25 protein-coding genes and 5 pseudogenes are annotated in these 26,140 nt (G+C 73.0%); 10 read left to right on the forward strand and 20 right to left on the reverse strand.

Going from position 1 to position 26,140, the window contains the following annotated elements; genetic code table 11:
• Positions 1 to 8: 8 nt before the first annotated feature.
• The 3 genes and pseudogenes from ACZ8AI_RS20285 to ACZ8AI_RS20295 all read right to left on the reverse strand — a co-directional run.
• Positions 9 to 1,742: pseudogene (locus ACZ8AI_RS20285) on the reverse strand (dihydroxyacetone kinase family protein).
• Positions 1,739 to 2,347 carry an MFS transporter gene (locus ACZ8AI_RS20290; RefSeq protein WP_464859627.1) on the reverse strand — a complete coding sequence of 203 codons (609 nt, stop codon included), beginning with the start codon at positions 2,345 to 2,347 and terminating at the stop codon, positions 1,739 to 1,741. Before ACZ8AI_RS20290 ends, ACZ8AI_RS20285 begins: the two are co-directional and overlap by 4 nt.
• A 175-nt stretch (positions 2,348 to 2,522) precedes the next feature.
• A pseudogene (locus tag ACZ8AI_RS20295) lies at positions 2,523 to 3,035 on the reverse strand (MFS transporter); the annotation flags it as partial.
• Between the two features lie 300 nt (positions 3,036 to 3,335).
• On the opposite strand from ACZ8AI_RS20295, the pseudogene ACZ8AI_RS20300 reads away from it, so the two are divergent.
• Together ACZ8AI_RS20300 and ACZ8AI_RS20305 are read left to right on the forward strand one after the other, a co-directional pair.
• Positions 3,336 to 3,533: pseudogene (locus ACZ8AI_RS20300) on the forward strand (FadR/GntR family transcriptional regulator); the annotation flags it as partial.
• Positions 3,534 to 3,666: 133 nt separating this feature from the next.
• Positions 3,667 to 4,089: a FadR/GntR family transcriptional regulator gene (locus ACZ8AI_RS20305; protein WP_464859628.1), complete on the forward strand. Its 423-nt coding sequence runs from the start codon at positions 3,667 to 3,669 to the stop codon at positions 4,087 to 4,089.
• 124 nt (positions 4,090 to 4,213) lie between these two features.
• Here the strand turns inward: ACZ8AI_RS20305 and ACZ8AI_RS20310 are convergent, their stop codons facing one another.
• Positions 4,214 to 8,185 (reverse strand): SGNH hydrolase domain-containing protein, encoded by a 3,972-nt coding sequence (locus tag ACZ8AI_RS20310; RefSeq protein WP_464859629.1) that lies wholly within the window; start codon positions 8,183 to 8,185, stop codon positions 4,214 to 4,216.
• A gap of 419 nt (positions 8,186 to 8,604) precedes the next feature.
• On the opposite strand from ACZ8AI_RS20310, the gene ACZ8AI_RS20315 reads away from it, so the two are divergent.
• The 4 genes from ACZ8AI_RS20315 (at position 8,605) to ACZ8AI_RS20330 (ending at position 12,240) form a co-directional block, all read left to right on the forward strand.
• The gene (locus ACZ8AI_RS20315) at positions 8,605 to 9,264 is read left to right on the forward strand and encodes a class I SAM-dependent methyltransferase (RefSeq protein ID WP_464859630.1); all 660 of its coding nucleotides are present in this window, start codon (positions 8,605 to 8,607) and stop codon (positions 9,262 to 9,264) included.
• Between the two features lie 61 nt (positions 9,265 to 9,325).
• Positions 9,326 to 11,686: a DUF6807 family protein gene (locus ACZ8AI_RS20320; RefSeq protein ID WP_464859631.1), complete on the forward strand. Its 2,361-nt coding sequence runs from the start codon at positions 9,326 to 9,328 to the stop codon at positions 11,684 to 11,686.
• 4 nt (positions 11,687 to 11,690) lie between these two features.
• On the forward strand, positions 11,691 to 12,065 hold the full coding sequence (locus ACZ8AI_RS20325) for a tetratricopeptide repeat protein (protein WP_464859632.1): 375 nt from the start codon (positions 11,691 to 11,693) through the stop codon (positions 12,063 to 12,065).
• Entirely contained in the window at positions 12,055 to 12,240 is a 186-nt protein-coding gene (locus tag ACZ8AI_RS20330) for a tetratricopeptide repeat protein (protein WP_464859633.1), read from the forward strand. Before ACZ8AI_RS20325 ends, ACZ8AI_RS20330 begins: the two co-directional genes overlap by 11 nt.
• A 21-nt stretch (positions 12,241 to 12,261) precedes the next feature.
• Here ACZ8AI_RS20330 and ACZ8AI_RS20335 read toward each other — a convergent pair whose 3' ends face one another.
• The 4 genes and pseudogenes from ACZ8AI_RS20335 to ACZ8AI_RS20350 form a co-directional block, all read right to left on the reverse strand.
• On the reverse strand, positions 12,262 to 12,687 hold the full coding sequence (locus ACZ8AI_RS20335; protein ID WP_464859722.1) for a GAF domain-containing protein: 426 nt from the start codon (positions 12,685 to 12,687) through the stop codon (positions 12,262 to 12,264).
• Positions 12,660 to 13,691, reverse strand: a complete 1,032-nt coding sequence (locus tag ACZ8AI_RS20340; RefSeq protein WP_464859634.1) for a serine/threonine-protein kinase — start codon at positions 13,689 to 13,691, stop codon at positions 12,660 to 12,662. Before ACZ8AI_RS20340 ends, ACZ8AI_RS20335 begins: the two co-directional genes overlap by 28 nt.
• 319 nt (positions 13,692 to 14,010) lie before the next feature.
• Positions 14,011 to 14,442 (reverse strand): annotated as a pseudogene (locus ACZ8AI_RS20345) (GntR family transcriptional regulator); the annotation flags it as partial.
• Positions 14,439 to 14,684, reverse strand: a complete 246-nt coding sequence (locus ACZ8AI_RS20350; RefSeq protein ID WP_464859635.1) for a GntR family transcriptional regulator — start codon at positions 14,682 to 14,684, stop codon at positions 14,439 to 14,441. The pseudogene ACZ8AI_RS20345 and the gene ACZ8AI_RS20350, both read right to left, overlap by 4 nt.
• Positions 14,685 to 14,857: 173 nt before the next feature.
• Between ACZ8AI_RS20350 and ACZ8AI_RS20355 the strand changes: the two genes are divergently transcribed.
• The 4 genes from ACZ8AI_RS20355 (at position 14,858) to ACZ8AI_RS20370 (ending at position 17,521) form a co-directional block, all read left to right on the forward strand.
• Entirely contained in the window at positions 14,858 to 15,055 is a 198-nt protein-coding gene (locus ACZ8AI_RS20355; protein ID WP_464859636.1) for a hypothetical protein, read from the forward strand.
• Between the two features lie 88 nt (positions 15,056 to 15,143).
• On the forward strand, positions 15,144 to 15,572 hold the full coding sequence (locus ACZ8AI_RS20360; RefSeq protein WP_464859637.1) for an HAD family hydrolase: 429 nt from the start codon (positions 15,144 to 15,146) through the stop codon (positions 15,570 to 15,572).
• Positions 15,573 to 15,650: 78 nt separating this feature from the next.
• Positions 15,651 to 16,628, forward strand: coding sequence for an alcohol dehydrogenase catalytic domain-containing protein (locus ACZ8AI_RS20365; protein ID WP_464859638.1), 978 nt, complete (start codon positions 15,651 to 15,653; stop codon positions 16,626 to 16,628).
• An 8-nt stretch (positions 16,629 to 16,636) separates the two neighbouring features.
• Positions 16,637 to 17,521: an amidohydrolase family protein gene (locus ACZ8AI_RS20370; RefSeq protein ID WP_464859639.1), complete on the forward strand. Its 885-nt coding sequence runs from the start codon at positions 16,637 to 16,639 to the stop codon at positions 17,519 to 17,521.
• On the opposite strand, the gene ACZ8AI_RS20375 is transcribed toward ACZ8AI_RS20370, so the two are convergent.
• The 12 genes and pseudogenes from ACZ8AI_RS20375 to ACZ8AI_RS20430 all read right to left on the reverse strand — a co-directional run bounded on the left by ACZ8AI_RS20375 (position 17,461) and on the right by ACZ8AI_RS20430 (position 25,962).
• Positions 17,461 to 17,952, reverse strand: a complete 492-nt coding sequence (locus ACZ8AI_RS20375) for a hypothetical protein (protein WP_464859733.1) — start codon at positions 17,950 to 17,952, stop codon at positions 17,461 to 17,463. The genes ACZ8AI_RS20370 and ACZ8AI_RS20375 overlap by 61 nt on opposite strands.
• A gap of 126 nt (positions 17,953 to 18,078) precedes the next feature.
• Positions 18,079 to 18,432, reverse strand: a complete 354-nt coding sequence (locus tag ACZ8AI_RS20380; RefSeq protein ID WP_464859723.1) for an FAD-dependent oxidoreductase — start codon at positions 18,430 to 18,432, stop codon at positions 18,079 to 18,081.
• A 270-nt stretch (positions 18,433 to 18,702) separates the two neighbouring features.
• Positions 18,703 to 18,804, reverse strand: a complete 102-nt coding sequence (locus ACZ8AI_RS20385) for a hypothetical protein (protein WP_464859640.1) — start codon at positions 18,802 to 18,804, stop codon at positions 18,703 to 18,705.
• Positions 18,805 to 18,901: 97 nt separating this feature from the next.
• Positions 18,902 to 19,111, reverse strand: a complete 210-nt coding sequence (locus ACZ8AI_RS20390) for a hypothetical protein (RefSeq protein WP_464859641.1) — start codon at positions 19,109 to 19,111, stop codon at positions 18,902 to 18,904.
• Positions 19,108 to 19,635, reverse strand: a complete 528-nt coding sequence (locus ACZ8AI_RS20395; protein ID WP_464859642.1) for a hypothetical protein — start codon at positions 19,633 to 19,635, stop codon at positions 19,108 to 19,110. The genes ACZ8AI_RS20390 and ACZ8AI_RS20395 overlap by 4 nt, the downstream gene beginning before the upstream one ends.
• A complete protein-coding gene (locus ACZ8AI_RS20400; protein ID WP_464859643.1) occupies positions 19,608 to 19,841 on the reverse strand; it encodes a hypothetical protein in 234 nt (77 codons plus the stop codon). Before ACZ8AI_RS20400 ends, ACZ8AI_RS20395 begins: the two co-directional genes overlap by 28 nt.
• Positions 19,796 to 20,518: an ABC transporter permease subunit gene (locus ACZ8AI_RS20405; protein WP_464859644.1), complete on the reverse strand. Its 723-nt coding sequence runs from the start codon at positions 20,516 to 20,518 to the stop codon at positions 19,796 to 19,798. Before ACZ8AI_RS20405 ends, ACZ8AI_RS20400 begins: the two co-directional genes overlap by 46 nt.
• 17 nt (positions 20,519 to 20,535) lie before the next feature.
• Positions 20,536 to 21,315, reverse strand: coding sequence for an ATP-binding cassette domain-containing protein (locus tag ACZ8AI_RS20410; protein WP_464859645.1), 780 nt, complete (start codon positions 21,313 to 21,315; stop codon positions 20,536 to 20,538).
• Positions 21,316 to 21,555: 240 nt separating this feature from the next.
• Positions 21,556 to 22,485, reverse strand: a complete 930-nt coding sequence (locus tag ACZ8AI_RS20415; protein WP_464859646.1) for a phosphate/phosphite/phosphonate ABC transporter substrate-binding protein — start codon at positions 22,483 to 22,485, stop codon at positions 21,556 to 21,558.
• Between the two features lie 273 nt (positions 22,486 to 22,758).
• On the reverse strand, positions 22,759 to 23,547 hold the full coding sequence (locus ACZ8AI_RS20420; RefSeq protein WP_464859647.1) for an EamA family transporter: 789 nt from the start codon (positions 23,545 to 23,547) through the stop codon (positions 22,759 to 22,761).
• A 257-nt stretch (positions 23,548 to 23,804) separates the two neighbouring features.
• Positions 23,805 to 25,223, reverse strand: a pseudogene (locus ACZ8AI_RS20425) (pyridoxal phosphate-dependent decarboxylase family protein).
• Positions 25,224 to 25,284: 61 nt separating this feature from the next.
• A complete protein-coding gene (locus ACZ8AI_RS20430; RefSeq protein ID WP_464859648.1) occupies positions 25,285 to 25,962 on the reverse strand; it encodes a ScyD/ScyE family protein in 678 nt (225 codons plus the stop codon).
• Between the last annotated feature and the right edge of the window lie 178 nt (positions 25,963 to 26,140).

Below are 26,140 nucleotides of genomic sequence, written 5' to 3' on the forward strand. Positions count from 1 at the left end.
GGGGTGGGTCAGGCGGAGACGGCGATGGTCGACAGGACCGCGTCGGTGATGAGCGCGAACGAGATCGCGCCGGCGTCCGGGGTGCCGACGGCGTCCTCGCCGTGGGTGCGGGCGCGGCCCATCCGCGGGAGCAGGTCGGCCGTGGCGTCCGCCGCGGTCTGCGCTGCCGCGGACGCAGCCGGACCAGGCGTCGACGAGTTCGTCGCCGGCCGCGACCCGTGCGGTGAAGACCTCGTCGAACGGCACGAGCGCGTCGACCATCGTCTTGTCGCCGGGGACCCCACCGAAGGCGAGGACCGCCTCGGTGGCGGCGTGCACCGCGCCCTGGACGGTGGCGACCGACGGGCGTTCGTCGTCGCCGAGGACGCGACCCAGTGCCTCCAGGGCGGCTCCCCAGATCGCGCCGGACGTGCCACCGGCTTTGTCGGACCAGGCGTCGCCGGCGATCGCGAGGACGCTGCCGGCGCCGGCGCCGCGGGCGGCGGCGTCCTGTGCGGCCGCATCGGCGGCCGTCGAACCGCGCTGCATGCCGATGCCGTGGTCGCCGTCCCCGGCGACGGCGTCGATGCGGCCGAGTTCGTCGGCGTGCTCGTCGATCGTGGTGCGGATCGCGGTGATCGACTCGGCGACCCGGGCGGCGGACGCCTGCGACGCCTCGGAGCCGGGGGTGACCGGTGCCTGTTCGTCGGCGGCGAGGGCCTCGGGCGCGAGGTGCTGCTGCGGGACGGCGCCGCCCTTGCGGTACGCGGGGCTGTCGGCGGGCGCGGCCCAGAGCTGCTCGAGTTCGTCGTCGAGCCAGAAGAGGGTCAGCGAGACGCCGGCCATGTCGAAGCTCGTGACGAAGCTCGCCGACCTCGGGTTCGACGATCACGACGCCCGCGTCGGCGAGCCCACGCTGCACGGCGCCGAAGGCGACGAAGAGCTCCTCGTACTTCACGGAGCCGAGGCCGTTCAGGATCGGGACGACGCGGGGGGCGGTGGTGCCGTCGGTTCCGGCGCCGTCGGGTCGCTCGGCGAGCAGCTTGTCGACGAGCAGGTCGGCCAGACCGGCCGCAGTGGGGACGTCGGCCTCGGCGATGCCGCGTTCGCCGTGGATGCCCATGCCGATGGCCATGCGCCCCTCGGGGACGGTGAAGAGCGGCTCGTCGGCACCGGGGGGCGAGCAGCCCGAGAACGCGACGCCGAAGCTGCGGGTGCGGTCGTTGGCCCGGGTCGCGATCGCGGTGACCGCGTCGAGGTCGTCGCCGCGTTCCGCCGCCGCACCGGCGACCTTGAACACGCAGAGGTCACCGGCGATGCCACGGCGCTTGTGCGCTTCGTCGGCGGGCGCGGACGCGACGTCGTCGGTCACCCGGACCGTACGGACGTCGATGCCCTGGGCCGTCAGTGCCCGCGCGGCGGCGTCGAAGTTCAGGACGTCGCCGGCGTAGTTGCCGTAGGAGAGGAGGACGCCGCCGCCGTGCTCGGACGCCGTCGCGACCGCGGTCACCTGCTGGGCGCTCGGGCTGGCGAACAGGTTGCCCATCGCGGCGCCCGCGGCGGGCCCGTGGCCGACGAGTCCGCCGAACGCCGGGTAGTGGCCGGAGCCGCCGCCCACGACGAGTGCGACGGTGCCCTCCGGGCTGGTGGTGGAGCGGGCGACGCCGCCGTGCACGCTTCCGGACCCGGTCGCGGTTGGCGGCGACGAAGCCGTCGACCATCTCGTCCGCGAAGTCCGCGGGGTCGTTGAACAGGCGGGTCATGCGGTGGTCTCCTGGGTGCTCGGGGACGTTGCTGCTGCCTCGGCCGCGGCCGTCGCTGCGTTCCGCTTGGTGTTCCGGCCGAGCACGAACATCAGGACGCTCGACAGCACCATGAAGAAGCCGACGATGAACATCGGGGCCTGGTAGCCGCCGGTCCACTCGCTCACCGCGCCGGTGATGTACAGGGCCGCGAAGCCGCCGAGGTTGCCGATCGTGTTGATGAGCGCGACGCCCGCTGCCGCTGCGGCACCGGTGAGGAACTGCGTCGGCACGGTCCAGAAGTTCGGCAGGGCGGCGAAGATGGCGCTGGCCGTGATCGCGATGACGGCGACGGTGGCGGCCGGGCTGTTCATGTAGAGCGCGACCGGGATGCTCAGACCACCGACGAGCGCCGGGACCGCGATGTGCCAGACCCGGACTCCGCGGCGGAAGGCGTCACGCGACCAGAGGTACAGGACGACCGCGGCCGGGATGTACGGGATGGCCGTGATCAGGCCCTTCTGGAACAGGTCGAACGTGGTGCCGAACTGCTCCTGGAAGCCGTCGATGATCGTCGGCAGGAAGAAGCTCAGCGCGTAGAGGCCGTAGATGAAGCCGAAGTACACCGCGGCGAGCATCCGCCACGCGACCGGAGCCGAACGCGGCACGAAGCCCGCCCTTCGCGTGCCCGGCACCCGTCTTCGCGGTGTTCTCCTTCGCCAGGGCGCCCTCGAGCCACAGCTTCTCGTCCTCGTCGAGCCACTTGGCCTGGGACGGCTTGTCCTTGAGGACGAAGAGGCACAGGACGCCGACGATGATCGCCGGGATCGAGACGCAGAGGAACATGAAGCGCCAGCCGGCCAGTCCCCCGAGCAGGCCCTCGTGCGTCATCAGCCAGCCGGCGAGCGGCGAACCGATCACGCTGGTGAGGGGCTGCGCCAGGTAGAACAGCGCGAGCATCTTGCCGCGGTGGCGTGCCGGCACCCAGGTCGACAGGAACAGGATCGCGCCGGGGAAGAACCCGGCCTCGGCGATGCCGAGCAGGAAGCGCAGGCCGACGAGCTGCGGGTAGTTCTGCACCCACGTGAAGAGCAGCGAGACGATGCCCCACGTGATCATGATGCGGGCGAGCCACACCCGGGCGCCGAACTTGTGGAGCGCCAGGTTGGAGGGCACCTCGAGCACGAGGTAGCCGATGAAGAACACCCCGGAGGCGAACCCGAACTGGGCGGCGGTCAGACCGAGGTCCGCCTCCATGCCGTTCGGGGCCGCGAAGGAGATCGCGGTGCGGTCGAGGAAGTTGATGAAGAACATCAGTGCCACGAACGGCACGATGCGGATCGCGATCTTGCGGATGGCCGTCTTCTCGACGACCGAGGTGGGGATGCCTCGCGTGGCGGGGATGTCCACGATGACTCCTGCTCGGTGGGGGTGGTTCGGCTCCTGGCCCGGCTGCTGCGCCCGGCACGGAGTGGACGCCTCGGTGCGCCGGAGACCAGTGTGCGCGGTCGTCCTCAACTTGTCAACCGGTTGACCATTCGGCGCGAGCTGTCGCCAGTCGGCCGGCAGTCGGCGCGCTGCTGGAACCGGTTGACCGACCGGTACGCTCACTGCATGCCCGCGTTCAGCGAGAACGACCCCCTCAACATCCGGCTCGAACTCGAGTCCGTCCCGGCCGGGTCCCCCGCCTCCGAGGTCGCCCGGCAGCTGGTCTCCCTGCTGACCGCCGGCGATCTGGCACCCGGTTCGCGGCTGCCGTCCGAGCGCGTGCTCGCCGAGCGGCTCGGCGTCGGCCGGTCCGCCGTGCGCGAGGCCCTCGCCGCGCTCGAGATCCTCGGCATCGTGCAGATCCGCCCCGGGTCCGGCACCTACCTGCGCGGTGGGATGTCCGACCTGCTGCCGACGACCCTGTCGTGGGGACTCATGCTCGCCTCGAACCGGACGCGTGAGCTCCTCGAGATCCGGTCGTCGCTCGAGCGGACCGCCGCTATCCTCGCCGCCCAGCGGGCCACCCCGGCGCAGCTCGACGAACTGCAGGACGTACCTCGACCGGCAGCAGACGGCGCTCGACGATCCGGACGCCTTCATCGACGCCGACGTCCGCTTCCACGTGCTGCTCGCCCGCGCCGCCGGGAACGACGTGCTCGCCGACCTGCTGCAGAGCCTGCGGTCGATGCTCAGCGTGTGGGTCGGACGCCGAGTGCGCACGCGGCAGGCCACCGAGGCGGCGTACGACGAGCACCGGGCGATCTTCGAGGCCCTGCGGTCGGGCGACGTGCTCGGGGTGCAGCGGGCGATGGACGAACACATGGCCACGGCGAGCGCCCGCATCGAGAACGCCGAGCCGGTGCCGGTCGACGAGGCCTAGCCCCGCGACCCGGTGCGGCCCGGCCCGGCGCAGGCGAGTTTCGGGCTGAGCGACACTTCTCGCGCTGCTGCGCCGAGAACTGTCGCTCAGCCCGAAACCGGGGCCGGGGCCCCGGCCCCCCCGCCTACGACGCGCGCAGCAGCGGCGCGACCAGCGGCTCGAGCCACCGGCTGTACGCCGTCGACATGTGCGTCTGGTCGCGGTACACGAGCTTGTCCTGCACCACCACCGGGCACCCGTCGTCGGTGCAGAACCAGTCGCGGGGCTCCACGGTCGACACCCCCGCCGCCCGCACGGTCTCGGCGACGTCCTCGTGGCGGCCGGAGACCGCGTACGCCTGCTTCTCCGACTGGTTGCACTCCCCCACGGTGTCGAGGTGCTCGGCCACGCAGGACACCGCGTCGCCCTCGGGCACCGGGGTGTCGAGCATGTACACGGTCTTGACGCCCGCGGCCTGCATCGTCGCCGCGGTCTCGGCGGCGCCGTCCGCCCAGGTCGTGTTCGACACCTGCTTGCCGGGCACGTTGTCCGACTGCGCCATCACGACGAGGTCGGGGTCGAGCGCCTGGATCCGCTTCATCGAGGCGTCGCGCCACGTCGGGCACTCCGAGTAGACCCGCTTCAGCGAGGAGTTGAAGAGCTCGACGTCCTGCGCGACCGGGCACGCGGCCTTCGTCCACGCGACGACCTTCCACCCCTCGGACTTGCCGGCGGCGTCGAGCGCGGGGAGCCACTGCTGCGCGTGCGAGTCACCCCACAGCACCACCGTCTTCGCGCCGTCCGGGTCGCCGTAGACGCACGCCTTCTGCTGGATCTGCAGGTAGCCCGCGTGGCAGCCGTTGTCGGTGGAGTCCGGCTGGTCGTCGGCGGCCTCGGTGAGCCCCGGGGTCAGGTTGGTCGGCACGTCCGAGGTCCGCAGCGCCGACTGGATCGTCGTCTGGATCTCCTTCGAGTCGCCCTGGTCGAGCGTCGCCGCCTGCACGGTGCCGCCGCTGCCGACGAGTGCGGGGACGGAGAACACGACCACGACCGCGGTCGCCGTCGTCACCGCGGCCGCCGCCGCACCGACCGCCGCCCAGCGGATCCGCTTCCAGCGCGCGCGGGCCGAGGGCGACTCGATGAGGTGGTACGTGATCGTCGCGACCCAGAGCGCGACCGCCATGACCTCGAGCTTCTCGACCCATCCGAGGTCGCGGTTCACCATCACGGGGACGAGCACGACCATCGGCCAGTGCCACAGGTACCAGCCGTACGAGACCTTGCCGATCGCCTGGAACGGCTTGAGCTGCAGGACGGTCTCGACCGATCCCCGCCGGTAGACCCCACCACCGGCGATGACGGCGCAGGCGCCGAGCACCGGCAGGAGCGCGGCGGTGCCGGGGAACGGCGTCTCGTCCGAGTACACGAACGCGCTCGCCAGCACCGCGCCGAGCCCGAGCCAGGTCAGGCCGACCTGCAGGGCCCCGGGGATCTTCGCCACGTACCGGGCGCCGATCGCCAGGAACGCACCGGCCGCCAGCTCCCACGCGCGGGTCTGCATCGAGAAGTACGCCAGGGGCGAGTCGTGCGCGGTGATCGTCACCGACGCCCACATCGAGCCGGCGAAGACGAGGGTCACGACGGCGGTCATCGCCAGCTTGCGGTGCCGCTTCCACAGCACGAGCGCCAGGGTCAGCACGAGCGGCCAGAGCAGGTAGAACTGCTCCTCGACGCCGAGCGACCAGAAGTGCTCGAGCGGCGAGGCCGGTCCGTCGGCCGCTTGGTAGTCGACACCCTGCGCGGCGAGCCGGTAGTTCAGCGCGAAGAACGTCGCCGCGACGCCGTCCCACGCCACGTTCGAAGCCCGCAGGATCGAGTCGAACACCCGCGTCGCGACCACGGTCACGGCGATGACGAGCAGCGCGGTCGGCAGCAGCCGCCGGATGCGACCGGCGTAGAACGAGCCGAAGTCGATGCGGCCCTTCCGGTCGATCTCCCGCAGCAGCTGACCGGTGATGAGGAACCCGGAGATCGCGAAGAACACGTCCACCCCGACGTACCCGCCGGTCAGGACCGGCGCACCCGTGTGGTAGATCACCACGAGCAGCACCGCGATCGCCCGGAGCCCCTGGATGTCCGGCCGGAACACGCGCGGCCCGACGGCCTGCGGGCGCTCGGCCTGCACCGGCTCCTCGATCGGGGCGGCGGACGCCGGCAACGCGACCGGGTCGAGCCGCTCACCGAACGCGGGTGGTGCGTCCGGCCGGGAGGCGCGGCTCGGCTCCGGCACGACGTCGACCGGTGACGACGGGGTCACCGCCGGGGACAGCGGCGGTGCCGGCAGGGTGGTGGCGGTCGCGTCCGCCGCCGTCACCGAGGCGAGTGCGGGGGTGGGAGCCGGCACCGGCACGGCGTGGGCCGGTGTGTGGGCGGTGAGTCGCGCCTCCCGGCGGTCGGCACGCACCTGCTTGCGGGCAGCCCGCTTCGGCGACGGGACCGACAGGAAGAGCATCGGGACCTGCACGTAGGCGTGGATCGCGGCCAGGATCCACATCGCCCAGAGCATGTCGAAGCCGTACCGGACCGTCGCCCAGGCGAGTCCCGACCACGTGACGAGCAGCGAGACGGACACCGTGATCCGCATCACCCGGGCGATCTGCGTGCCGAGGGCGTGGTGACCTTCTTCGCGGCGCCGGTCGGCACCCACTCCTTCGTCTTGCCGGTGAGCACGTGCACGATCGCGACGGCGTGGGCGAACGAGTACAGCGACTGGATGCGCAGGACGTCGATCCGCCAGCGCGACTTGTACATGATCGGGACGACCACGAGCCACATCACCATCGCGCCGAGCAGCCAGATCGAGTTCTGCGGCTGGATCCACTGCGGCAGTCCGAACAGCATCACGAGCCCGGGCAGCGGCGAGCAGGAACACGTTGACCGCGGTGGAGATGTAGTAGAGGAAGCCGGACCAGAAGCACATCCGCTGGCGGAGGCTGATGTGCGGGTTCTCGTGGAAGGTGGTGTCGGCCAGGAGCGACATCGACCCGGTGCACCAGCGGTACTGCTGGTTGAGGAACGACGCCAGGTCGTCCGGGCACATGCCCTTCGACACCAGGATCGGCACGTAGCGGACCAGGAACCCGACGCGCATCAGGTTGACGCCGGTGTGGACGTCCTCGGAGTGGCCGATCTGGGCGAAGCCGCCGGCCTGCTCGAGTGCCGCGCGGCGGTAGATCGCGCACGTACCGACGCAGATCGCCGCGTTCGACCGGTCGCGGGCGGGCTGGATCCAGCGGTAGAAGAGCTCCTGCGTGGCTCCAGCGGTGCGCTGCAGCCAGTGCATGCCCTTCCGGGCGTCGAAGAACTGCGGCGACTGCACGATGCCGAGGCCCTGGTCGTCGAAGTACGGCACCAGCTCGTGCAGGTAGTCGGCGCGCGGCACGAAGTCGGCGTCGAACACCGCGATGAGGTCGCCGTCCGACTGCTCGTAGCCGTACCGGAGGTTGCCGGCCTTCTTGAGGTGGCCGCGGTTCGGCCGGACCTCGTACCGGTAGCCGTAGCGGCGGGCGAGCTCGGCGACCTCGGGGCGGTCGCCGTCGTCGAGGACGTACACCGTCAGGGTCGTCGGCCAGCGGAGCTTCGACACCCAGTAGTAGGTGTTCTCGAGGATCGTGATCGGCTCCCCCGCGGTGGGCAGGAACACGTCCACCGTCGGGTACCGGTCCGGCTGCCAGGAGCTGACCCGTTCGATGTGGTCGCGCTTCCGGAACCGCTTGCGGCGCGAGCTCGTGCTGAGCGAGATGAGCAGCGTCAGGCAGTACAGCGTCGTCGGGATGAGGAACAGCAGCAGGCCCGGCGCCGACGTCGAGAAGCGCCAGATGCTCGAGGCGATGAGGGCGAAGGCGGCGGCCTGGGCGAACAGCATCCAGCGGTGCTGCCGGCCCATGTACCAGTACTTCTCGCGGTCGGTGGGCGGGGCGGGGAGGTACTCGTCCGCTCCGGGGCGCGGCGGCTGGTGCGCCGGAGCGGAGCTGGTCGCGGTGGCGCTGGTCGCGGTGGCGCTGGTCGCGGTCGATGCGTCGTGGCGCGCGTCGACCGCTGTGTCCGTGGACGTCATGTCGGGCCTTCCCCCTGGATCAGGCGTGACGAGATGGCGTTGCAGTGGTGCGGGTGCAGGTGCTGCTGCGGGTGCGTGTTCGCGTGCGGGTGCTGCGTGTTCGCGTGCCGTGGTGCTGCGTGTTCGCGTGGGCCGTGTTCGCGTGCTGCGTGTTCGCGTGCGTGGTTCGATGGTGATCGTTCCTCGGCCATCGTGAGTGACCAGAGGGTTACGTCGACCTGGCAGTGTGCCCCTCGAACGGGGGACAGCCGTCCCCCTCCTGGACCCCGGCTGCCGACCGCATCGGTGCACCGCTGCCGATCGGGCGCTGTCCCCCTCGTCCCCCTCGTGCTGGGTCCGTCGACGCACGGCGAACCCCGTCGTTGCCGCTCTGGCAACGTCGCTTGTCCGTCGCGCGCAGGATGCGGTGGACTGCAGGCATGCACACCCACGATGTCTCCCCCGGCTCCTCGGCTCGCGACTGGTGGGAGGCCCGCTACGCCGAGCGGGACGGCATCTGGTCCGGGCGGGTGAACGCCGTGCTCGCGTCGGTCGCCGAGGCCGTGCCGGTCGGGCGGGCGCTCGACCTCGGATGCGGCGAGGGCGGCGACGTCGTCTGGCTCGCCGAGAACGGGTGGGACGCGACCGGGATCGACCTGTCCGTCACGGCGGTCGAGCGGGGATCGCGGGCAGCGGTCGCCGCCGGGGTGGAGGACCGGACGGCGTTCGTCGCGGCCGACCTCGGGTCGTGGGACACGGCGGCGCGGTTCGACCTGGTGACAGCGTCGTTCCTGCAGTCGTGGCCGGTCGAGATCCCACGAGCCGCGATCCTGCGCCGCGCGGCCGGGTTCGTGGCGCCGGGCGGACACCTGCTCGTGACCGCACACGCCGCCCCGCCGCACGGGGACCTGCCGGAGGAGATGCGGTCGTACCGCTTCCCGACGCCGGCGGACGACCTCGGGGCGCTCGACCTCGACGACACGTGGGAGGTCGTCGCCGCCGAGCTCCGACCGCGGACCGCGACGGCGGCAGACGGAACGGCGCACGAGACCGCGGACAGCGTGGTGCTCGCCCAGCGCGGGCTCGCCCAGCGCGGGTGAGCCGGCGCGGGCTCGCCCGGCGCGAGTGAGCCGGGGCCCTGCACCGGGTAGCGTTCCGGGTGTGAGCACCGACGCCGCGACCAGAACGCTGCCCGGCGTCGTGCTGGTCGGGGCCCGCGGCTACGGCCTGCACCACCGCGAGGACATCGACCGCCTCGTCGCCGCCGGCACCTGCACGCTGACCGCCGTCGTCGACCCGGCGCTCGGGACGACGACCGACGGTGGCGTCCCCGTGGTGTGCGACGTCGCCGCCGCGCGGGAGCACGGCCCCGTCGACGTGGTGGTCGTGGCCGCCCCGATCCCCGCGCACCTCCCGCTCGCCCTCGCCGCGCTCGACGCCGGCGCCGACGTCCTGCTCGAGAAGCCCCCGGTGACCACCCGCGCCGCGCTCGCCACCCTGCTCGACGCCGAGCGCCGCACCGGCCGGGTCGTGCAGGTCGGCTTCCAGAGCCTCGGGTCGGACGCGCTGCCGGCGTTCCGCGACGGCTCCCTGGTCGGCACGGTCCGGTCGGCTGCGGCCGTGGGCACCTGGACCCGGAACCAGGCCTACTGGGACCGTTCGCCGTGGGCCGGCCGGCGTCGGGTCGGCGGTGTCGACGTGCTCGACGGCGTGGTCACGAACCCGCTCGCGCACGCCGTCGCGACCGCCCTCGCACTCGTCGGGTGCCGCCGGGCGTCCGACGTCGCGCGCGTCGAGGTGGAGCTCCACCGGGCGAACGACATCGAGGGCGACGACACCTCGGCCGTCCGCGTGACCACGACCGCCGGACTCGAGGCCACCGCGGCGCTCACCCTGTGCGGCCCGACCGAGGTACTGCCGACGGTACGGGTGCGCGGGACGACCGGGGACGCCGTCCTGCACTACACCGAGGACGAGGTCACCGTGGGCGACGAGACCCGACACCTCGGACGCACCGCCCTGCTCGAGAACCTGCTCGCACACCGCGCCTCGGGCGAGGACCTGCTCGTGCCGCTGGTCTCGACCGGCGCCTTCGTCGAGGTGCTCGAGGCCGTCCGCGCCACCGAACCGGTCCGCATCGACCACCCCTGGGTGACCTGGGAGGGCGACGGCCCCGCGCGGCGCCCCCTCGTCGCCGACGTCGAGGCGCTCGTCGACCGGGCGGCGGACGCCCGCGCGCTCTTCTCCGAGGTCGGGGCACCCTGGGTCCACACCACCCGCGACGAGGTGCTGGACGAACTCGTGGTCGACGGCACCCGGGTCGCGACGGTGCTCGACGGCGGCGGGACGATCGCGACGTCGTCCCCGCGTCCGTACCTGCACCCCGTCCGGACCCTCGGCGGGACGACCGTCAGCGCCCACCACCCCGCGGACCACGACTGGCACTGCGGCGTCGGGTTCGCGATCCCGGACGTCGACGGTGTGAACTGCTGGGGTGGCCCGACCTACGTGCGGGGCGAGGGCTACGTCCGGCGCGACGACCACGGCACCGGCACCGTCCCGCGTGCCGAACAGCACGGGCCGACGCTCCGGCAGGAGGTCGTCTGGCGCGGCCCCGACCGCGCAGTGGTCCTGCACGAGGACCGGTCGCTCGCGTGGCGGCCGCTCGACGCCGGATGGGAGCTGACGTGGTCGTCGTCGTTCCGGACACCGGGCGCAGAGGTCGTCCGGCTGGGCGGCCCCGGCAGCAACGGCCGGGTCAGCGCGGGCTACGGCGGCTTCTTCTGGCGGTTCCCGGAGTGCACGGGCATCCGGGTGCGCACCGCCGACACCGAGGGCGAGGACGCCGTGCACGGCTCGGTCGCGCCGTGGATCGAGTGGTCGGCGGTGTTCGACGGCGGCCCGGCGACGATCAGGATCGAGGCGCTCGACCACCGCGACCCGTGGTTCGTCCGCGCCGCCGAGTACCCCGCCGTCGGCTCCGCGCTCGCCTGGCGGTCCCCGCCCTGCTCCGGCCCGGCGTCCCCCTGGTCCGGACGTTCCGCGCGACGGTGTCCGACGGCGCCGGCACCGCCGCCGGGTAGCGCGCTGTCGTCCGTTGCGGACGCAAGGACCGACACGGCACCAGTCGAACGACGAGCACCTTGTCGCAAGTCGCACACGCAACAGTTGCGCACGCAACAAGCGACAAACCACTTGTCGAACGACGAGCACCTTGTCGCAAGATGCACACGCAAGAAGCGACACGACACCAGTCGAACGACGAGCACCTTGTCGCAAGATGCACACGCAAGAAGCGACACGGCACCTGTCGAACGACAAGCACCTCGTCGCAAGATGCACACGCAACAGTTGCGCACGCAAGAAGCGACACGACACCAGTCGAACGACGAGCACCTTGTCGCACGATGCACACGCAACAGTTGCGCACGCAAGAAGCGACACGACACCTGTCGAACGACGAGCACGCTGTCGCAAGGTGCACACGCAACGACGTCCCCCGTCCCCACCGCACTACCCTGACCACATGACCGAGACGCATCGCGCGACCACCGACGGACTGGAGGCGCGTGGCGGCGCCGCCGCGGGCCTCCAGGCCGAGACGTGGGAACGTCAGGTGGCCGCGCTGTGGGCCGAAGAGTCCGTCGACGACCAGACGCGGGTCGCGCGCATGCGCGAGCTCGCGGCGCAGGCGCCGCACCAGGCGCTCGGGGCGTTCGAACTCGGCGGGTCCCTCGACTCGGCCGGCCACGAGGCCGAGGCGGACGTGCACTACACGGCCGCGACCGCTGCCGGGCTGGCCGAGGTCGACCCGGTCCGCGCCGCACAGCTCGTGGTGCAGCACGCGTCGACGCTCCGGGACCTCCGGACGCGTCGACGAGGCGATCACGATGCTGCGTGACGCACCGGGGCACCCCGTGACGGGTGCGGCTCCGCGGGTGTTCCTCGCGCTCGCCCTGCACAGCGCGGGGCGGCATGACGAAGCGCTCCGGGTGGCGATCGAGGCCGTGGAGCCGGCGCTGCCCCGCTACAACCGGTCGGTCCGCGCCTACGCGGCGGCGCTCACCGAAGGCTGACGGCCCACGACGGGTGCCGTCTCACCGGCGGGTGACGGGGATGGACTCGTTCGTGGTGCGGAGCGACTCCTGCCGGAGCTCGAGCTGCGTGACGGCGAGCGCGGCGAGGTCGCGCAGGTTCTCGAGGTCTGCCTCGGTCGCCTGGCGCGGACGGGTGTCGAGCACCGCCAGGGTGCCGATCGCCGTCCCGTCGTGCTTCACCAGCGGCACGCTGACGTAGAAGCGGATGCCGAGCGGGCCGGTCACGAGCGGGCTGTTCTGCATCTCGGGGTGCGTCGAGCCGTCCGGGATCACGACCAGCATCGGTACGGGCGCGAAGCGGTTCCGGAGGCTGATGCTGCGCGCCGACTCGTCGACGCCCTCGGCGATGTAGGACTGCGACCACTCGCGGTCCTCGTCGAGGACCTCGACCAGGGCGATCAGGGCGTCGAACAGCCGCGCCGCCATGGCCGTCGTGCGCTGGAGCGCCTCGTCGGGCAGTTCGTCGAGCGTCGCCGGGCGGGCGGTGTCGGCGCCGTGCTGGGCTGCGCCGGCGTGCTGGGGAGCGTCCGTCGTGTTCGAGGTGCTGCGCCGGCGGTGGTGTCGATGACCCGGTCGGCGGCCGCGGTGTCGGCGATGACGACGTCGCGCAGGAGCGTCACGAGCTCGGCGCCTGCCGGACGGTCCTGCGGGTCCTGCGCGGTCATCGCGCGGAGGAGCGACTTCCAGTGCTCGGGCAGCGGCTCGGGTACGACGGGGTCGCGGGACAGCCGCGCGACCGCGGACTCGACGAGGGAACCCGGGAACTCCCGGCGACGGGTGAAGCACTGCAACAGCACGAGGGCCGAGCGAGTACCGTCGCTCGCCGGGCCGACGTCGCCGCCCCGCGCCTGCTCGGGGCTGAGGTACGCGGCGGTCCCCGTGGTCACGCCGTCGGCCGTCAGCCGTTCGACCCCGGCGGCGAGCGCGATGCCGAAGTCCGTCAGCCGGGCACGGGCACGGTCGGAGTCGTTGCCGTAGTCGACCAGCAGGATGTTCGGCGGCTTGATGTCCCGGTGCACGACGCCGTGCGCGTGGATGTAGTCGAGCGCCTCGGCCATGTCGTAGCCGATCTCGGCGATGTGCCGCGAGGCGAGGGGCCCGACGCCCAGCCGCTCCTCGAGGTCCTGTCCGACGACGAGCGCCATCACGATGAGGCGCTGCTGCGTGCCGTCCTGCCCGGTGAGGACGCCGGCGTCGAGCAGGCTGACGAGGTTGTGGTGCTCGAGCGAGGCGAGGACGCCGAGCTCGGCCTCTTGCCGGGCGATGTCGACGATGCCGGGGTGGAACACCTTGACCGCGACCGGGCGGTGCAGGCTCTCGTCCACACCGCGGTACACGACGGACATCCCGCCCTGCCCGATCGCCGCTTCGAGGCGGTACCGCCCGTCGAGGAGCGCAGATCGCTCCTCGTGTCCTTCGGTCGGACCCATCGCACCCTCGTTCTCGGCAGCAGCCGCAACGCTGCATCCATCGCATCGCGGAGCGCGGCACGCCGACACGACCACGTTCTCTGGCTGAACCGCGCGTCGCGCGCCCGTCGAGATCGCACTCCCGCGCCCCGTCGCCGGCGGTCGGCGCCGTCGAGATCGCACTCCCGCGACCAGGAGCCGACGCGGAGGCCGCCGAAGTGCGATCTCGACGCTGGCTCCGGCGCCGCCGCACCGAACGCGTGGACGGATCGAGCGGGCGCTGCGGTCGAGGACCCGACGGTGCCGGTGTCCCGACTTCGAACAGCACCCGCATCGCGTCCGCGCGGATCCACCGCTCGCTGACGAGCAGGGGCCGGCCGGTGCCCCCGTCCACGGTGCAGCTCTCGATGAACCAGCCGAGGGTGACCTCGTCGAGGTCGAGGTGCCGTGCGACCTCCTCGGTGACGACGTCGGCCCCGGCACGGACCCACTGCCGGGTCGGCCGTGCACCGGCCGTCTGTCGGAGCACTTCGTAGAGCGAGTTCCGGACACGGAGCGCCTGAGCGAGTTCCGGGACGACGGACGGCGGCACCCACTCGACGCCCCACGCCGCGGGCAGCCCGTCGACGAGCGAGCGGCGGGTGAGCCGGTGGCACGGGGCGCCCGGGTCGAGGCCGAGGTGTCCGGCGACCGACGCCGGGACGGGAGCGACCGCGCAGGACAGGGTGACGCTGGACGGCTCGCCGCCCGCGGCACGGACGGTGTGGCTCAGGACGGCGCGGCGCCGGAGCCGATCCGGTAGTCGATGCGCCGGGCGACGAAGCTGCCGACGCCCTTCACCGTCGGATGCGGTTCCGCCGCTGCAAGGTGCTGGAGCGCTGCCCGGGCCGCTGACCGTCCGACGCCGAAGCGGGCCGACAGCTCGGCCTCGCTGGCGATCCGGGTGCCGACGGCGGCATCGGCGAGCTCCTCCTCGAGGACCGCCGCGATCTCGAGGTAACGCGTTTCCGGCACGCAGCGGACTGTAACGGACCGCGAGCGGCACCGCGCACACCTGTCCGGACAGGCTCGCGAGGCCCGGCCGGTGCTGTTCACCTGGCGGACACCTCCCGACCGGATCGGCGTCACCGCACCACCGGACGCTGTCGGCAGCCCCGCGGCCGCGGGAGCCGGACCACAGGAGCCCCATGATCTCGCTCGTCTGCCTCGACATGGCAGGGACCACCGTCCACGACGGCGGTGTCGTCGTCGACGCCTTCCGCACCGCGCTCACCGACGTCGGACTGGACGCCGGCACCGCGGGGTACGACCGCGCCGTGCAGTACGCGCTCGACACGATGGGGCAGTCCAAGATCGCCGTCTTCACCGCGCTGTTCGACGGGTGACCGGACGCGCGCCGCTGCGGCCAACGCGGCCTTCGAACGCGCCTACGCCCGCACCGTGGAGCGCGGGGTGCGTCCCGTCGACGGTGCGGTGGACAGCCTGGAGGCGCTCCGCACCTCCGGCCGGAAGGTCGCCTTGACGACGGGGTTCTCCCCGGAGACGCGCGACGCCGTGCTCGACGCGCTCGGCTGGCGCGGGCTCGTCGACCTCGCACTCTCACCGTCGGACGCGGGCCGCGGGCGTCCGTTCCCGGACATGGTCCTGCAGGCGGTGATCCGCACGCAGACGGACGACGTCCGCCGGGTGGCCGTCGTCGGGGACACCGTCGCGGACCTGCTGACGGGATCCGGGCCGGCGCGTCCGTCGTCGCCGGCGTCCGGACCGGCACGCACGGCGACGCCGACTTCGCGACGGTGGCGCACACCCACGTCCTCGACTCGGTCGCCGACGTCCCGGCGCTGCTCGACACCGTCGACGCGGCCGACGCCGTCCGCGCCGCCGAGCCGGTCGATCGCGTGACCGCGCTCGACGTCCGAGTACGCCCTCTGGCACGGCGTCGGCCGGACGGTCACCGTCGAACGAGTCGCGGGCGGCGTCGTGCTGCCGTCCGGGGGCGTCCTCGTCGCGGTCGAGGCGGCGACCGTCTGCGGCAGCGACCTGCACACCGCGCTGGGCCACCGGGCCGGGCCGGCACCGGGCGTCCTCGGCCACGAGCAGGTGGGGCGGGTCGTCGCGCTCGGCCCGGGCGCACCCGCCCCGACCGTCACCGGGCTCCCCGTCAGCATCGGGGACCGCGTGGTGTGGTCGGTCGCGGCGTCGTGCGGCACGTGCGACCGGTGCACCGCGGGCATGCCGCAGAAGTGCCGAGCGCTCCGCAAGTACGGGCACGAGGAATCGACGGCCGACTGGACGCTCAACGGGGGCTTCGCGACCCACTGCGTGCTCCTGCCTGGTACCGCGATCGCCGTGGTGCCGGAGCACCTGCCCGCAGCGGTCGCCGCCCCGGCGGCCTGTGCCACCGCCACGGTCGCCGCCGGCCTCGACGCCGTCGACCGTCCGCTCGCCGGGGCCCGGGTGCTCGTCACCGGCGCGGGCATGCTCGGCATCACCGCGGTCGCGATGGCCGCGGCGGCCGGTGCCACGGTCACCGTGTCCGACCCGAACGCCGAACGGCGCGCCCGGGCGGTGTGCTTCGGGGCCGAGACCGCCGTCGCCCCGGGGAGCCCGGTCGGCGTGGTCGACGTCGCCCTCGAGCTCTCCGGCTACCCGGACGCCGTCGAGACCGCGGTGGACGCCCTCGACGTCGGCGGCACCGCGGTGCTCGTGGGGGCGGTGTCCGCCAGCCGCCCGGTGTCGCTCGGCCCGGAGCGCATCGTCCGCGGACTCCTCCGGATCGTCGGCGTGCACAACTACGCGCCGCGACACCTCGCCGCGGCGGTCGCGTTCCTCGCCGACACCGCGCTGCCCTTCGCCGACCTGGTCGAGCGTCCGGTCGGTCTGGACGGCGTCGGTCGCGCGGTGGTGACGCCGCCCTCGGCCGGGAACCTCCGCCGCCTGGTCGTGCCGACGCCATGATGATCCAGGTGACGACCTACCGCGCAGCCCGCGTCCACACCGGCGACGGCGCGATGACCGACACCGTCCTGCAGGTCCGGGACGGTGTCGTCGTCGCGCCCGACGCCGACGCCGAGGAGGACGTCGTCGACCTCGGCGACGTCGAGGTCCTGCCCGGGTTCGTCGACCTGCACGCCGACTCCCTCGCCCGGTTCGAGCAGCCCCGCCCCGGTGTCGGCGTCCCGCTGCCGCACGCGCTGGACGCCTTCGCCGCGGACGCCCTGCTCGCCGGGGTGACGACCGCGTTCCTCTGCTGCTCGATCGAGCCGGAGACGGTCCCGGCCCGTGGCGCCGCCCACGCTCGCGCCGTCCTCGACGCCCTCGCGCAGGTCCGCCTGCCGCTCGACGTCCGCGTGCACCTCCGCGTCGACGTCACGAGCGACGCCACCGTCACCGCGCTCGACGAGCTCGTCGCGGCGTACCCGGAGCACGTCGGACTCGTCTCGTCCATGGACCACACACCGGGTCGCGGCCAGTACCCGGACGAAGCCCGGTGGCGTCGGGCGTACCGTGCCCTCGACCGTGTCGACGACGACGAGCTCGATGCTCGCCTGGCCCGGTTCCGCGCGGGTGCTCCGGGCGTCGCCCACCGCCGGGAGCGCATCGCAGCGGTCGCCCGCTCCGCCGGGGTCGTCCTCGCCGCGCACGACGACGACTCCGTCGAGGCCGTCCGCACCGCGCACCGGCTCGGGTCGGGATCTCCGAGTTCCCCGTCACCGACGACGCCGCCGCCGAGGCGCGGGCGCTGGACCTCGGCGTCGTCGTCGGCGCCCCCAACCTCTGGCGCGGCGGGTCACACGGCTCCGGTCCGTCGGCCCGGAGCGCACTGGCCACCGGTGACGCCGACGTCGTGACCTCCGACTACCACCTCGGGTCGTTGCTGCCCGGACTCCGCGCGGCCGAGGCGGCGGGGGTCGCACCGTTCCGTGCCCTGGTCCGGACCGTCACCGCGGCCCCGGCCGAGCGCGCCGGCCTCCACGACCGCGGAGTGCTCACCGCCGGGCGCCGGGCGGACTTCGTCGCCGTCCGCGGTGAGCGGGTCGTCGGAGTCTGGGTCGCCGGCCGTGCGGTGCTGTCGCGCGCCTGATGCGCGCGGCAGCACCGCGCGATCACGCGCGTCGAGCACGGCGGGCGCCAGGCCGAGTCCGGTGGTCATGCCGATGCCGGTGGTCACCGTCACCACGTCCACGCCGGGCAGCGGCCGCTCCAGCAGGAACTCCTGCCGGGGCGACGACGCGTAGACGCCCTGCCACCGGTCGAGCACCCGGACGGGCGCCCCGAACAACCGCTCGGTCTCCGTGAGGAGCAGCCGGAAGCCGTCCTCGGACTGGAACGGCGGCGCGTCGACGTCGCGCTCGTGCGTGTCCCCGACGATGGCGCTGCCGTCCGAGGGTGACGATGTACATCTGGTTCAGGTCCCAGCGGATGCCCTCGGGCAGGGCCGCGGCGAGCGCCGATCCGCAGTGCGGGGGCGCTCGGCGTCCCCGCGAACCCGGAGTACCGCAGCAGCGACCACCCGGTGAGGCGGCGTCGCGAGCGGGAACGTCAGCTGGATGGCGGCGCGGAGCATGTGCAGCCGGCAGCGCACGACGCCAGCGCGCTCGGCGAGCTCGGGGAACAGCTGGTCGGCGTCGTGGTTGGTGCAGACGACGATCCGGTCGGCGCTGATGTCGCCGCGTGCCGTGCGGACCGCGCCGGTCTCGATGCCGAGCGCAGCGGTCCGCGGGTGGAACCGGACGCCCTGGGTGGCGAGCCACGCGGCGATGGCGGGCGCTGCCTCCCGAGGTCGACCTGCAGGTCCTGGGCGGGGTGTGCTCCCCCGATCGCACTCGACGCGTCCACCGGGACGGCGTCGGCGATGCCGGCGGCGTCGAGCAGGCGGGGGTCGGCGCCCGCCGACCGGTACTCCTCGAGCACCGCGAGCTCCTCCGGTCGTCGCGCCACGACGTGCGCCCCGCGCTCACGCGCGACGAACCCCGCGAGCGGGGCCAGCGTCGTCCACCGGCGCCGCGCCTCCTGGGCGTACTCGGCGGCGTCACCGGTCTGCGGGGTGATGCACGCGTGTCCAGTTGCGGACGCTCGCGCCGACGACACCGGCGGCGCGGTCGACGACCGCGCCGCGTGCGCCGCGGAGCATCGCCTCGTAGGCGATGCCGAGTCCGACGATCCCGGCGCCGACGACCAGGACGTCGACGTGTTCGGCACCGGCGCCTGCGCCGACGTGTTCGTCGTGCTCATCGGAAGACCCTCCGCATCCACATGGCGGTGCCCTCGACGACGAGCACCGTGGCCAGGATCATGAGCACGATCCCGGTGACCGACGCGTAGTTCGAGCCCTGCGCGGCGTTGAGCAGGTAGTAGCCGATCCCACCACCACCGACGATGCCGAGGATCGTCGCGGCTCGGATGTTCGTGTCGACGAGGTAGAACGTGTGACCGATCATCGCGCGGATGCCCTGCGGCACCGTGGCCCCGGCGTAGCGCTGGAAGCGCGTCGCGCCGTGGCGGTGAGGGCACGCTCGGTCCAGGCTGCACCTCTTCCAGCGAGTCGGCGGCGAGCTCCCGGCAGGCCGATGCCGCCGAACGCCAGTGCGAGGGTGCCCGCCTGGGCGCCGAGGCCGGTGATGACGATGAGCACCACGGCCAGGATCGTCTCCGGGATGCCGCGCACGACGACCAGCAGGAACCGGGCGCGGTCAGGACGCCGCCGGTCGGTGCGACGTTGCGTGCCGCGAACGAGCCGATGACCATCCAGAACACGAGCGCGAGCAGGGTGGCGGCGAGCGCGATGGCGGCGGTGTCGAACATCGCCGAGACCATCACGCCGGCACCGTAGCTGCCGAACGACGGCGGCCAGAACCCGGCGGCGACCGGCGGGGTCTTCCCCCACACGGTGCCGAGGTCGCCCCAGGCGGTGTCCGCGCACGACGACGCTGCCGATCACGACGAGGATCGCGACCAGGACCACACTGTCGTGCGGACGCGGGCGGCGGTCCACGGAGCGGCGGAGGCGTCCTCGGGGTGGCGAAGCGCGGTGCGGTGGCGGCTGCGCGGCGTGGTCGGTGCGTTGCCGGCCTGCCGGCGGCGCATGCGTGCCCGGATCGCGCTCGCGCCGATCCCGCGGCCGGTCAGCGCGATGCCGAGCATGGCGGCGCGGACCAGGCTCGACACCATCTCCATGAGCACGCAGAGCGCGAAGATGACGATCGCGTACCCGATGCCGAGCGAGTAGTCGAGGGACTTGAACGCGAACGACATCTCGCGGCCCAGCCCGACGATGCCGACGTACCCGAGGATGACGGACCCGCGCAGGTTGATGTCGTTGCGGTGCAGGATCGTCGCGACCCGCGACGGCAGCGCCTGGGGCAGGACACCGGCGGTGCACTGCCGCAGGCGGGTGCCCCGGTGGCGCGGATCGCGGTGCGCGGTCCCTCGTCGATCTGCTCGATGGCGTCGGCGAAGAGCTTCGAGATCATGCCGATCGAGTGGATGCCGATGGCGAGGATGCCGGGCAGCGGGCCGATCGTGAACAGCAGCACGAACACCATCGCGAGCACGACGTCCGGGACCGCGCGGGTCAGGACGCTCACGAACCGTGCGGCTGCGATCCAGCCGCGCCCCGGGCTGGTGTTGCCGGCGGCGAGGTACGCGACGGGCACGCTCAGCCCGGCGGCGAGCAGGGTGCCGAGCAGCACGAGCCCCACGGTGAGCGCGGTCTGCTGCACGAGCGTCGCCGCGTCGGGGAGCCGGACGGTGCCGACCCGCTGGAAGAAGTGCTCCGCGTTCGACCACGACGCGACCATGTTCGGCACCGAGATGTCGATCCGGGCCAGGGCGACGCACGCCAGCACGGCCAGGGCGACGAGGGTCAGCCCGGCGGCGACGCGCTCCGGCGACGTCGGCGTGGTGCCGCCGCGACGGCCTGCTCGGGCGGGCGGTGGGAGCCGACGGCGGGCCGCTCGGCGACGGCGGTCATGCCCGCTGCCCGCTCGTGGCGTGGGCGGGTGCGTCGCGCAGTGCCTCGGCGGCCGCGAACTCGTCGGTCGACGTCGCGACCTGGCCGTGAGATCTCCATTACCTGCGCCTTGCCGAGTCCCTCGGTGCGGGTGTCGAGGACGACCTCGCCGTGCCGGAGTCCGGCGATCCGGTCGGCCCAGGACAGCGCGAGGTCGACCTGGTGCAGGCTGCACAGCACCGTCAGCCCCGTTCGGCGGCGATCTCGCGGATGAGCGCCATGACCTGACCGCTCGACTCGGGGTCGAGCGACGCGACCAGCTCGTCGGCGAGCAGGACGAGGAGGGTCCTGCATGAGCGCCCGGGCGATCGCGACGCGCTGCTGCTGCCCGCCCGACAGGGTGTCCGCCCGCTGGTAGGCGCGGTCGAGCAGTCCGACGCGGTCCAGGTGTGCGAGCGCGCGGTGCCGCAGTCGACGCGGGTAGGACCACAGGCCGAGCCGCAGCCCCCGCAGGGTGGCGAGTGCCCCGGTCAGGACGTTCTCCAGCACCGTCAGCGCGGGCACGAGCTCGAACTGCTGGAACACGAAGCCGACCTGCCGGCGCAGGTCGCGGAGCCGCCGTCCGGACAGGTCGTGCACGGCGGTCCCGCCGACCGGGACGGAGCCGGAGGTCGGGACCTCGAGGGCGTCCACGTGCCGGAGCGGCGTGGACTTGCCGGACCGGACAGTCCGAGGAGGACGACGACCTCGCCCGGCTGGACGGTGAGCGACACGTCATTGAGGGCGGTCGTGTCACCGAAGCGCTTCGTCAGGGCGGTGATCGCCACTGCCGGCGCCTGGTCGTGCTGGTGGTCGTGGTACGTCATGGTGCTTCCTCGGACTGTCGGGTTCCGGCGGTCGGACGTCATGCCTGGCAGGTGCTCGACTTGGACGTCATGCCTGGCAGGTGCTCGACTTGGTCGTCTTGCAGATGTCGCGGATCAGGTCGTAGTAGCCGTCGTCGACCGGCTTCGTGCCGTAGAAGACGCTGCGGAAGCCGTCGCTGTCCGCGCTCGTGACACCTGCGGCGATGATGTCGTCGATGGTGACGTCGGACAGCGCCTTCGTGACGGTGTCCTTCTCGGCCTGCGGCAGGGTGTCGGACACGACGATCGGCGCGCCGGGCACCATCGTCTTCGCGACCACCTTCACGTCCTTGCTCTTCTCGACCTCGCTGTCCTCGGCGAAGCCGGCGTCGCACTCGGTGCCTGCGGCGACCTTCTGCACGCTGACGTCGTGCTTGCCGGCGAAGACCGGCGTGACGTCCTTGGTCGGGTCGATGCCGGCCTTCAGCAGGTTGTAGCTCGGGAAGAGGTAGCCGGACGTCGAGGACGGGTCCACGAAGCAGACCTTCTTGCCCTCGAAGCCCTTCAGCGAGGTGATGTCGCTGTCCTTCGGGACGATTGCCTCGCTGTAGTAGCCGGGCTTCTGCCCCTCGGCGGTGATGATCGACCAGATCGGCGTGATCTTCGCGCCGTTGTTCTTCGCCGTCACGTAGGTGAAGCCGGAAAACGAGGCGACGTCGATCTTGCCGGCGACCGAGGCCTCGATGAGGGCGGCGTAGTCGGTCGACTCGTGGTACTCGACCTTCTTGCCGGTCTCCTTCGCGAGGTAGTCCATCAGCGGCTGGTAGTTGGTCTCGGTGTCGACCGAGTCGGGCACGACGCCGAAGACGATCGTGTCGGCGTCGGCGGCGTACTTCGTGGACGCGGTCTCGTCGCTGCCGGCCGCCGCCGTCGACCCGGCGGAGCAGGGGCTGAGCGTGGCGGCGAGCACCAGGGCGCCGGCGATTGCGACCAGGGGCTTGAGGGCGGGGATGGGCATGGTGACCTTTCGGGCGGTGGGGTCGGGTGTCCGCTCAGGACGCCGCAGCTGTGACAGCCGACAGGTGAAGGGCCGTGCCCGGACGGTGCACCCGACCTGTCCGGGAGGTGAACACGGCATGCACCTGTCCGGACAGGCGGAGTCGGGGTCGTGCCCCGGCGCTGCCGGTCTCCGCTCAGACGGCGAGCAGCGCGATGCCGGCGAGCACCACGACCGACGACGCGATCCGCGTACCTGCTCGGCCCTCGTGGAGGACCACGACCCCGAAGACGCTCACCAGCACGACGCTGACCTCGCGCATCGGGGCGACGAGGGCGACCGGCGCGATGGTGATCGCGAGGAGCACGAGGATGTTACGACAACGGTGAGAGCACTCCGAAGGCCAGCACCCGGGCCCAGTGCGCACGGAGCACGGGCAGCACCTCCCGTCGGCGCGGACCGAGGGCCGCCCCGAACAGGACGACCTCGACCGCGGTGCACCCGACCATGAAGGCCACGGGCGAGGCGCCGCCCCGGACGATGTGGGCGTCCCAGATCGTGTACGCCGCGATCGCCACCCCGGTCAGCAGACCGGCGACGAAGCCCGGGGTCGACCCGGCGCCGTCCGGGCGAGAGGACGCGTCCGACGGGGGCGCCGTCGCCGCGATCCGCCAGCCCCACCGCGACGACGCCGACCAGCACGAGCAGGCCACCGGCGAGCGACCACCACGACGGCCGTTCGCCGAGCAGGGTCACCGCGAGCACGACGCTGATCGTCGGGCCGGTCCCCCGCGCGGTCGCGTACACGGTCGACAGCCGGCCGACCCGGTACCCCCGCTGCAGCACGAGCATGTAGGCCACGTGCAGCAGGCCCGAGACGACGATGCCGAGCAGGAACGCCCCGACGCTCCCGGAACCGAGCCCCCCGGTGAACGGGACGACGCCGATCCAGACGACGACGCTCGAGACCGCGCCGAGCCAGAGGAAGGGCAGGCCGATGCGACTGACCCCGTGCGCGAGCACGTTCCACGATGCGTGCGCCACGGCGGCGGAGAGGACGAGGAGGACGGCGAACGGAGACACGGCAGGACCTTCCACCCGACGCGCGGCGCGACGGGGAGGGTCCTCCAGGCTTTTGTCCGTTCAGAATGACGCTCCGCGCTCGGTGGCGGGGCGTGGCGCCGCTCGGACCAGGCGGACGGTGAGTCCCGGAACCCTAGGCGCTGTCGCGAGGACGCTAACACGTCGCCCGCGTGCAGCTCGAACCTGTCCGGACAGGACGGCGCTCCGGTTCACCGGGCGTTCGTCATCCGTCCGCGTGGCTGCGGGCGGACCGCGACTCACGCCTGGAGCGTCGCGGCGGTCGCCGCGGTCTCCACGATCGCCCGCCGCACCGCCTCGACCGAGAACCGCGCGTCGTCCGCGTCGGTCGACCAGTTGCTCACCGAGATGCGGAGCACGTCCTGCCCTCTCCACCGGGAGCCGGACATCCGCACGTCACCGTCCGCGATGAGCCGGGCGGTGACCGCTCGGGTGCGTTCGTCGGAGCCGAAGGTCAGGCACACCTGCGTGAACACGACGTCGTTGACGACCTGCACGTCGGGCAGCGCCCGGAGTCCGTCGGCCAGGGGCCGGGCGTTCGCCACGAGTCGGTCGACGAGCGCGACGACACCGGACCGGCCGAGCTGCCGGAGCGCCGCCCACACCGGCACACCGCGGGCCCGCCGGGACATCTCGGGCACCAGGTCGAACGGCTCCGAGACGTCCGCCGGGTCGCGGATGAGTACGCCGTCTGCGTCCCCAGCGCCGCGCGGGTCACCGACGGCCGCGAGACGATCGCCACCCCGCAGTCGTACGGCACGTTGAGCGTCTTGTGCGCGTCCGTCGCCCACGAGTCCGCGGTCTCGATGCCGTCCAGCCCGGCGCCGAGGGCCGACCGGGCGACGGGCTCGCCGCCGCCCCAGCCCGAACGCCCCGTCCACGTGCACCCAGGCGCCGTGCTCGTGGGCGAGTGCGATCGCGGCGCGCATCGGGTCGAACGCGCCGGAGTGCAGGTTGCCGGCCTGCAGGCAGACGATCACCGGGCCGTCGACGCGGTCGAGGTGGGCGCGAGGTCGTCGACCGTGATCCGACCCTGTTCGTCCGCGGCGACCAGGGTCGGTGTCCCGAACCCGAGGTACCGGAGGGCGAGGTCGAGCGAGGTGTGCCGTTCGGCGCGGCGAGCACGGTGACGGCCGGCGCCCCGGCCAGTCCGGCGGTGTTGACGTCCCAGCCGACGCGGTTCAGCACCCAGGCGCGGGCGGCGGCGAGCCCGGTCCAGTTCGCCATCGTCGCGCCGGTCGTGGAAGCCGACGTCGGACTCCGGCGGCAGCCCGAGCACGTCGAGCAACCACGTCCCCGCCACCTGTTCGAGTGCGGCGGTGGCGGGCGTCGGGTACCGCATCGCTGCGTTCTGGTCCCAGGCGCTGACCAGCCAGTCGGCTCCCATCGCCGCGGGCAGCGTGCCGCCGATCACCCAGCCGAAGAACCGACCAGGACGGCATCGCCATGAGTCCCAGCCCGGCGAGGGCGGCCAGCTCGTCGACCACCCCGGCCGGGTCCGCCGGACCGTCCGGGAGCGGACGGTCGAGGGCGGCGAGCACGCCCTCGACGTCCTGCTCGGGTCGGACGGTCCGGTCGGGCAGGCTGGCGATCCAGTCGAGCGCGTGCTGCGCGGCGCGGTCCAACGTGCGGCGGTACTCGTCCGGGTCGATGTCCACGGCGTCAGTCCCCTCGTCGCCACGCAGCACAGGCCGTCACTGCCAGCCGCGCGCCCCGTCGTCACCCCAGCGGTGGTCCGTGCCGTTGGTGATGCTCCACCGGACGACCTTGCCGATCGGCTGCGGGTTGCCCTCGGCGTCCGGCACGAACGCGTCGGTCGTGGCGTAGAGCGCCCCGTTCCGGAGCTCGACCGCCGCGGGCGACGAGACGGGGGAGGGTCTGGACGGTGCGGCCCGACCACGGCGACACGACCGAGATCTGCCCGGTACCGGCCGCTCCGCCGAACAGCTCGCTGACGAGCACCACGCCGGTGCGCTGGTCGACGGCGAGGTTCGTCGCCCCGACGAACCCGGTCGCGACGCGTTGCACGGTGCCGTTCCACGGGTTGACCTTGTAGACGCTGCCGCGGGCTCCGAGGTCGGCGGTCTCCGGCCCACCCGGCAGCGTCGACACGTAGAGCCAGCCGTCGGGACCGCGCTCGATGTCGGTGGGGACGGGTTCGAAGGCGTGCCCGTAGCCGACCACGCACGCGGGGCCGAACGCCGCGGCCGTCGCCGCGTCGACACGGACCGGGGCTGCGGGGGGCAGGACGGCGACGGTCGACACGCGGCCGTCGTACCCGACACGCACGATGTCGTTGCCGCCGGCGTCGGCGACGGTCACGCCCTCGCGCTGCGCCAGCGAGGCGTACGGGTGGGGTGTCGACGATGCCGCGGTAGCGTGCCGGACCGGCCTCACCCGTCGGGTCCACCTGCGCCGCGCACGCCGACGGCAGGCCACGGAAGCCGTACCCGTTGACGCGGTCCGGGTTCACCCGGGCCTCGTACGCGCCGAGGTCGGCGAGCTGTCGTGCGGCACCGCGGGGCGGCAGCACCATCAGGCGCGCGACGCCGTTCGGCTGGTCGTTCTGGGCGTA

The sequence above is a fragment of the Curtobacterium sp. AC273 genome, from assembly GCF_979253735.1.

Coding starts and splice junctions, on each gene's coding strand:
- ACZ8AI_RS20310 (WP_464859629.1), bottom strand. CDS start 8,185: ATGACGTCCACGGACACAGCGGTCGACGCGCGCCACGACGCATCGACC.
- ACZ8AI_RS20315 (WP_464859630.1), top strand. CDS start 8,605: ATGCACACCCACGATGTCTCCCCCGGCTCCTCGGCTCGCGACTGGTGG.
- ACZ8AI_RS20325 (WP_464859632.1), top strand. CDS start 11,691: ATGACCGAGACGCATCGCGCGACCACCGACGGACTGGAGGCGCGTGGC.
- ACZ8AI_RS20330 (WP_464859633.1), top strand. CDS start 12,055: ATGCTGCGTGACGCACCGGGGCACCCCGTGACGGGTGCGGCTCCGCGG.
- ACZ8AI_RS20335 (WP_464859722.1), bottom strand. CDS start 12,687: ATGGCGGCGCGGCTGTTCGACGCCCTGATCGCCCTGGTCGAGGTCCTC.
- ACZ8AI_RS20340 (WP_464859634.1), bottom strand. CDS start 13,691: ATGGGTCCGACCGAAGGACACGAGGAGCGATCTGCGCTCCTCGACGGG.
- ACZ8AI_RS20355 (WP_464859636.1), top strand. CDS start 14,858: ATGATCTCGCTCGTCTGCCTCGACATGGCAGGGACCACCGTCCACGAC.
- ACZ8AI_RS20385 (WP_464859640.1), bottom strand. CDS start 18,804: ATGCTCCGCGGCGCACGCGGCGCGGTCGTCGACCGCGCCGCCGGTGTC.
- ACZ8AI_RS20390 (WP_464859641.1), bottom strand. CDS start 19,111: ATGATCGGTCACACGTTCTACCTCGTCGACACGAACATCCGAGCCGCG.
- ACZ8AI_RS20400 (WP_464859643.1), bottom strand. CDS start 19,841: ATGGTGTCGAGCCTGGTCCGCGCCGCCATGCTCGGCATCGCGCTGACC.
- ACZ8AI_RS20415 (WP_464859646.1), bottom strand. CDS start 22,485: ATGCCCATCCCCGCCCTCAAGCCCCTGGTCGCAATCGCCGGCGCCCTG.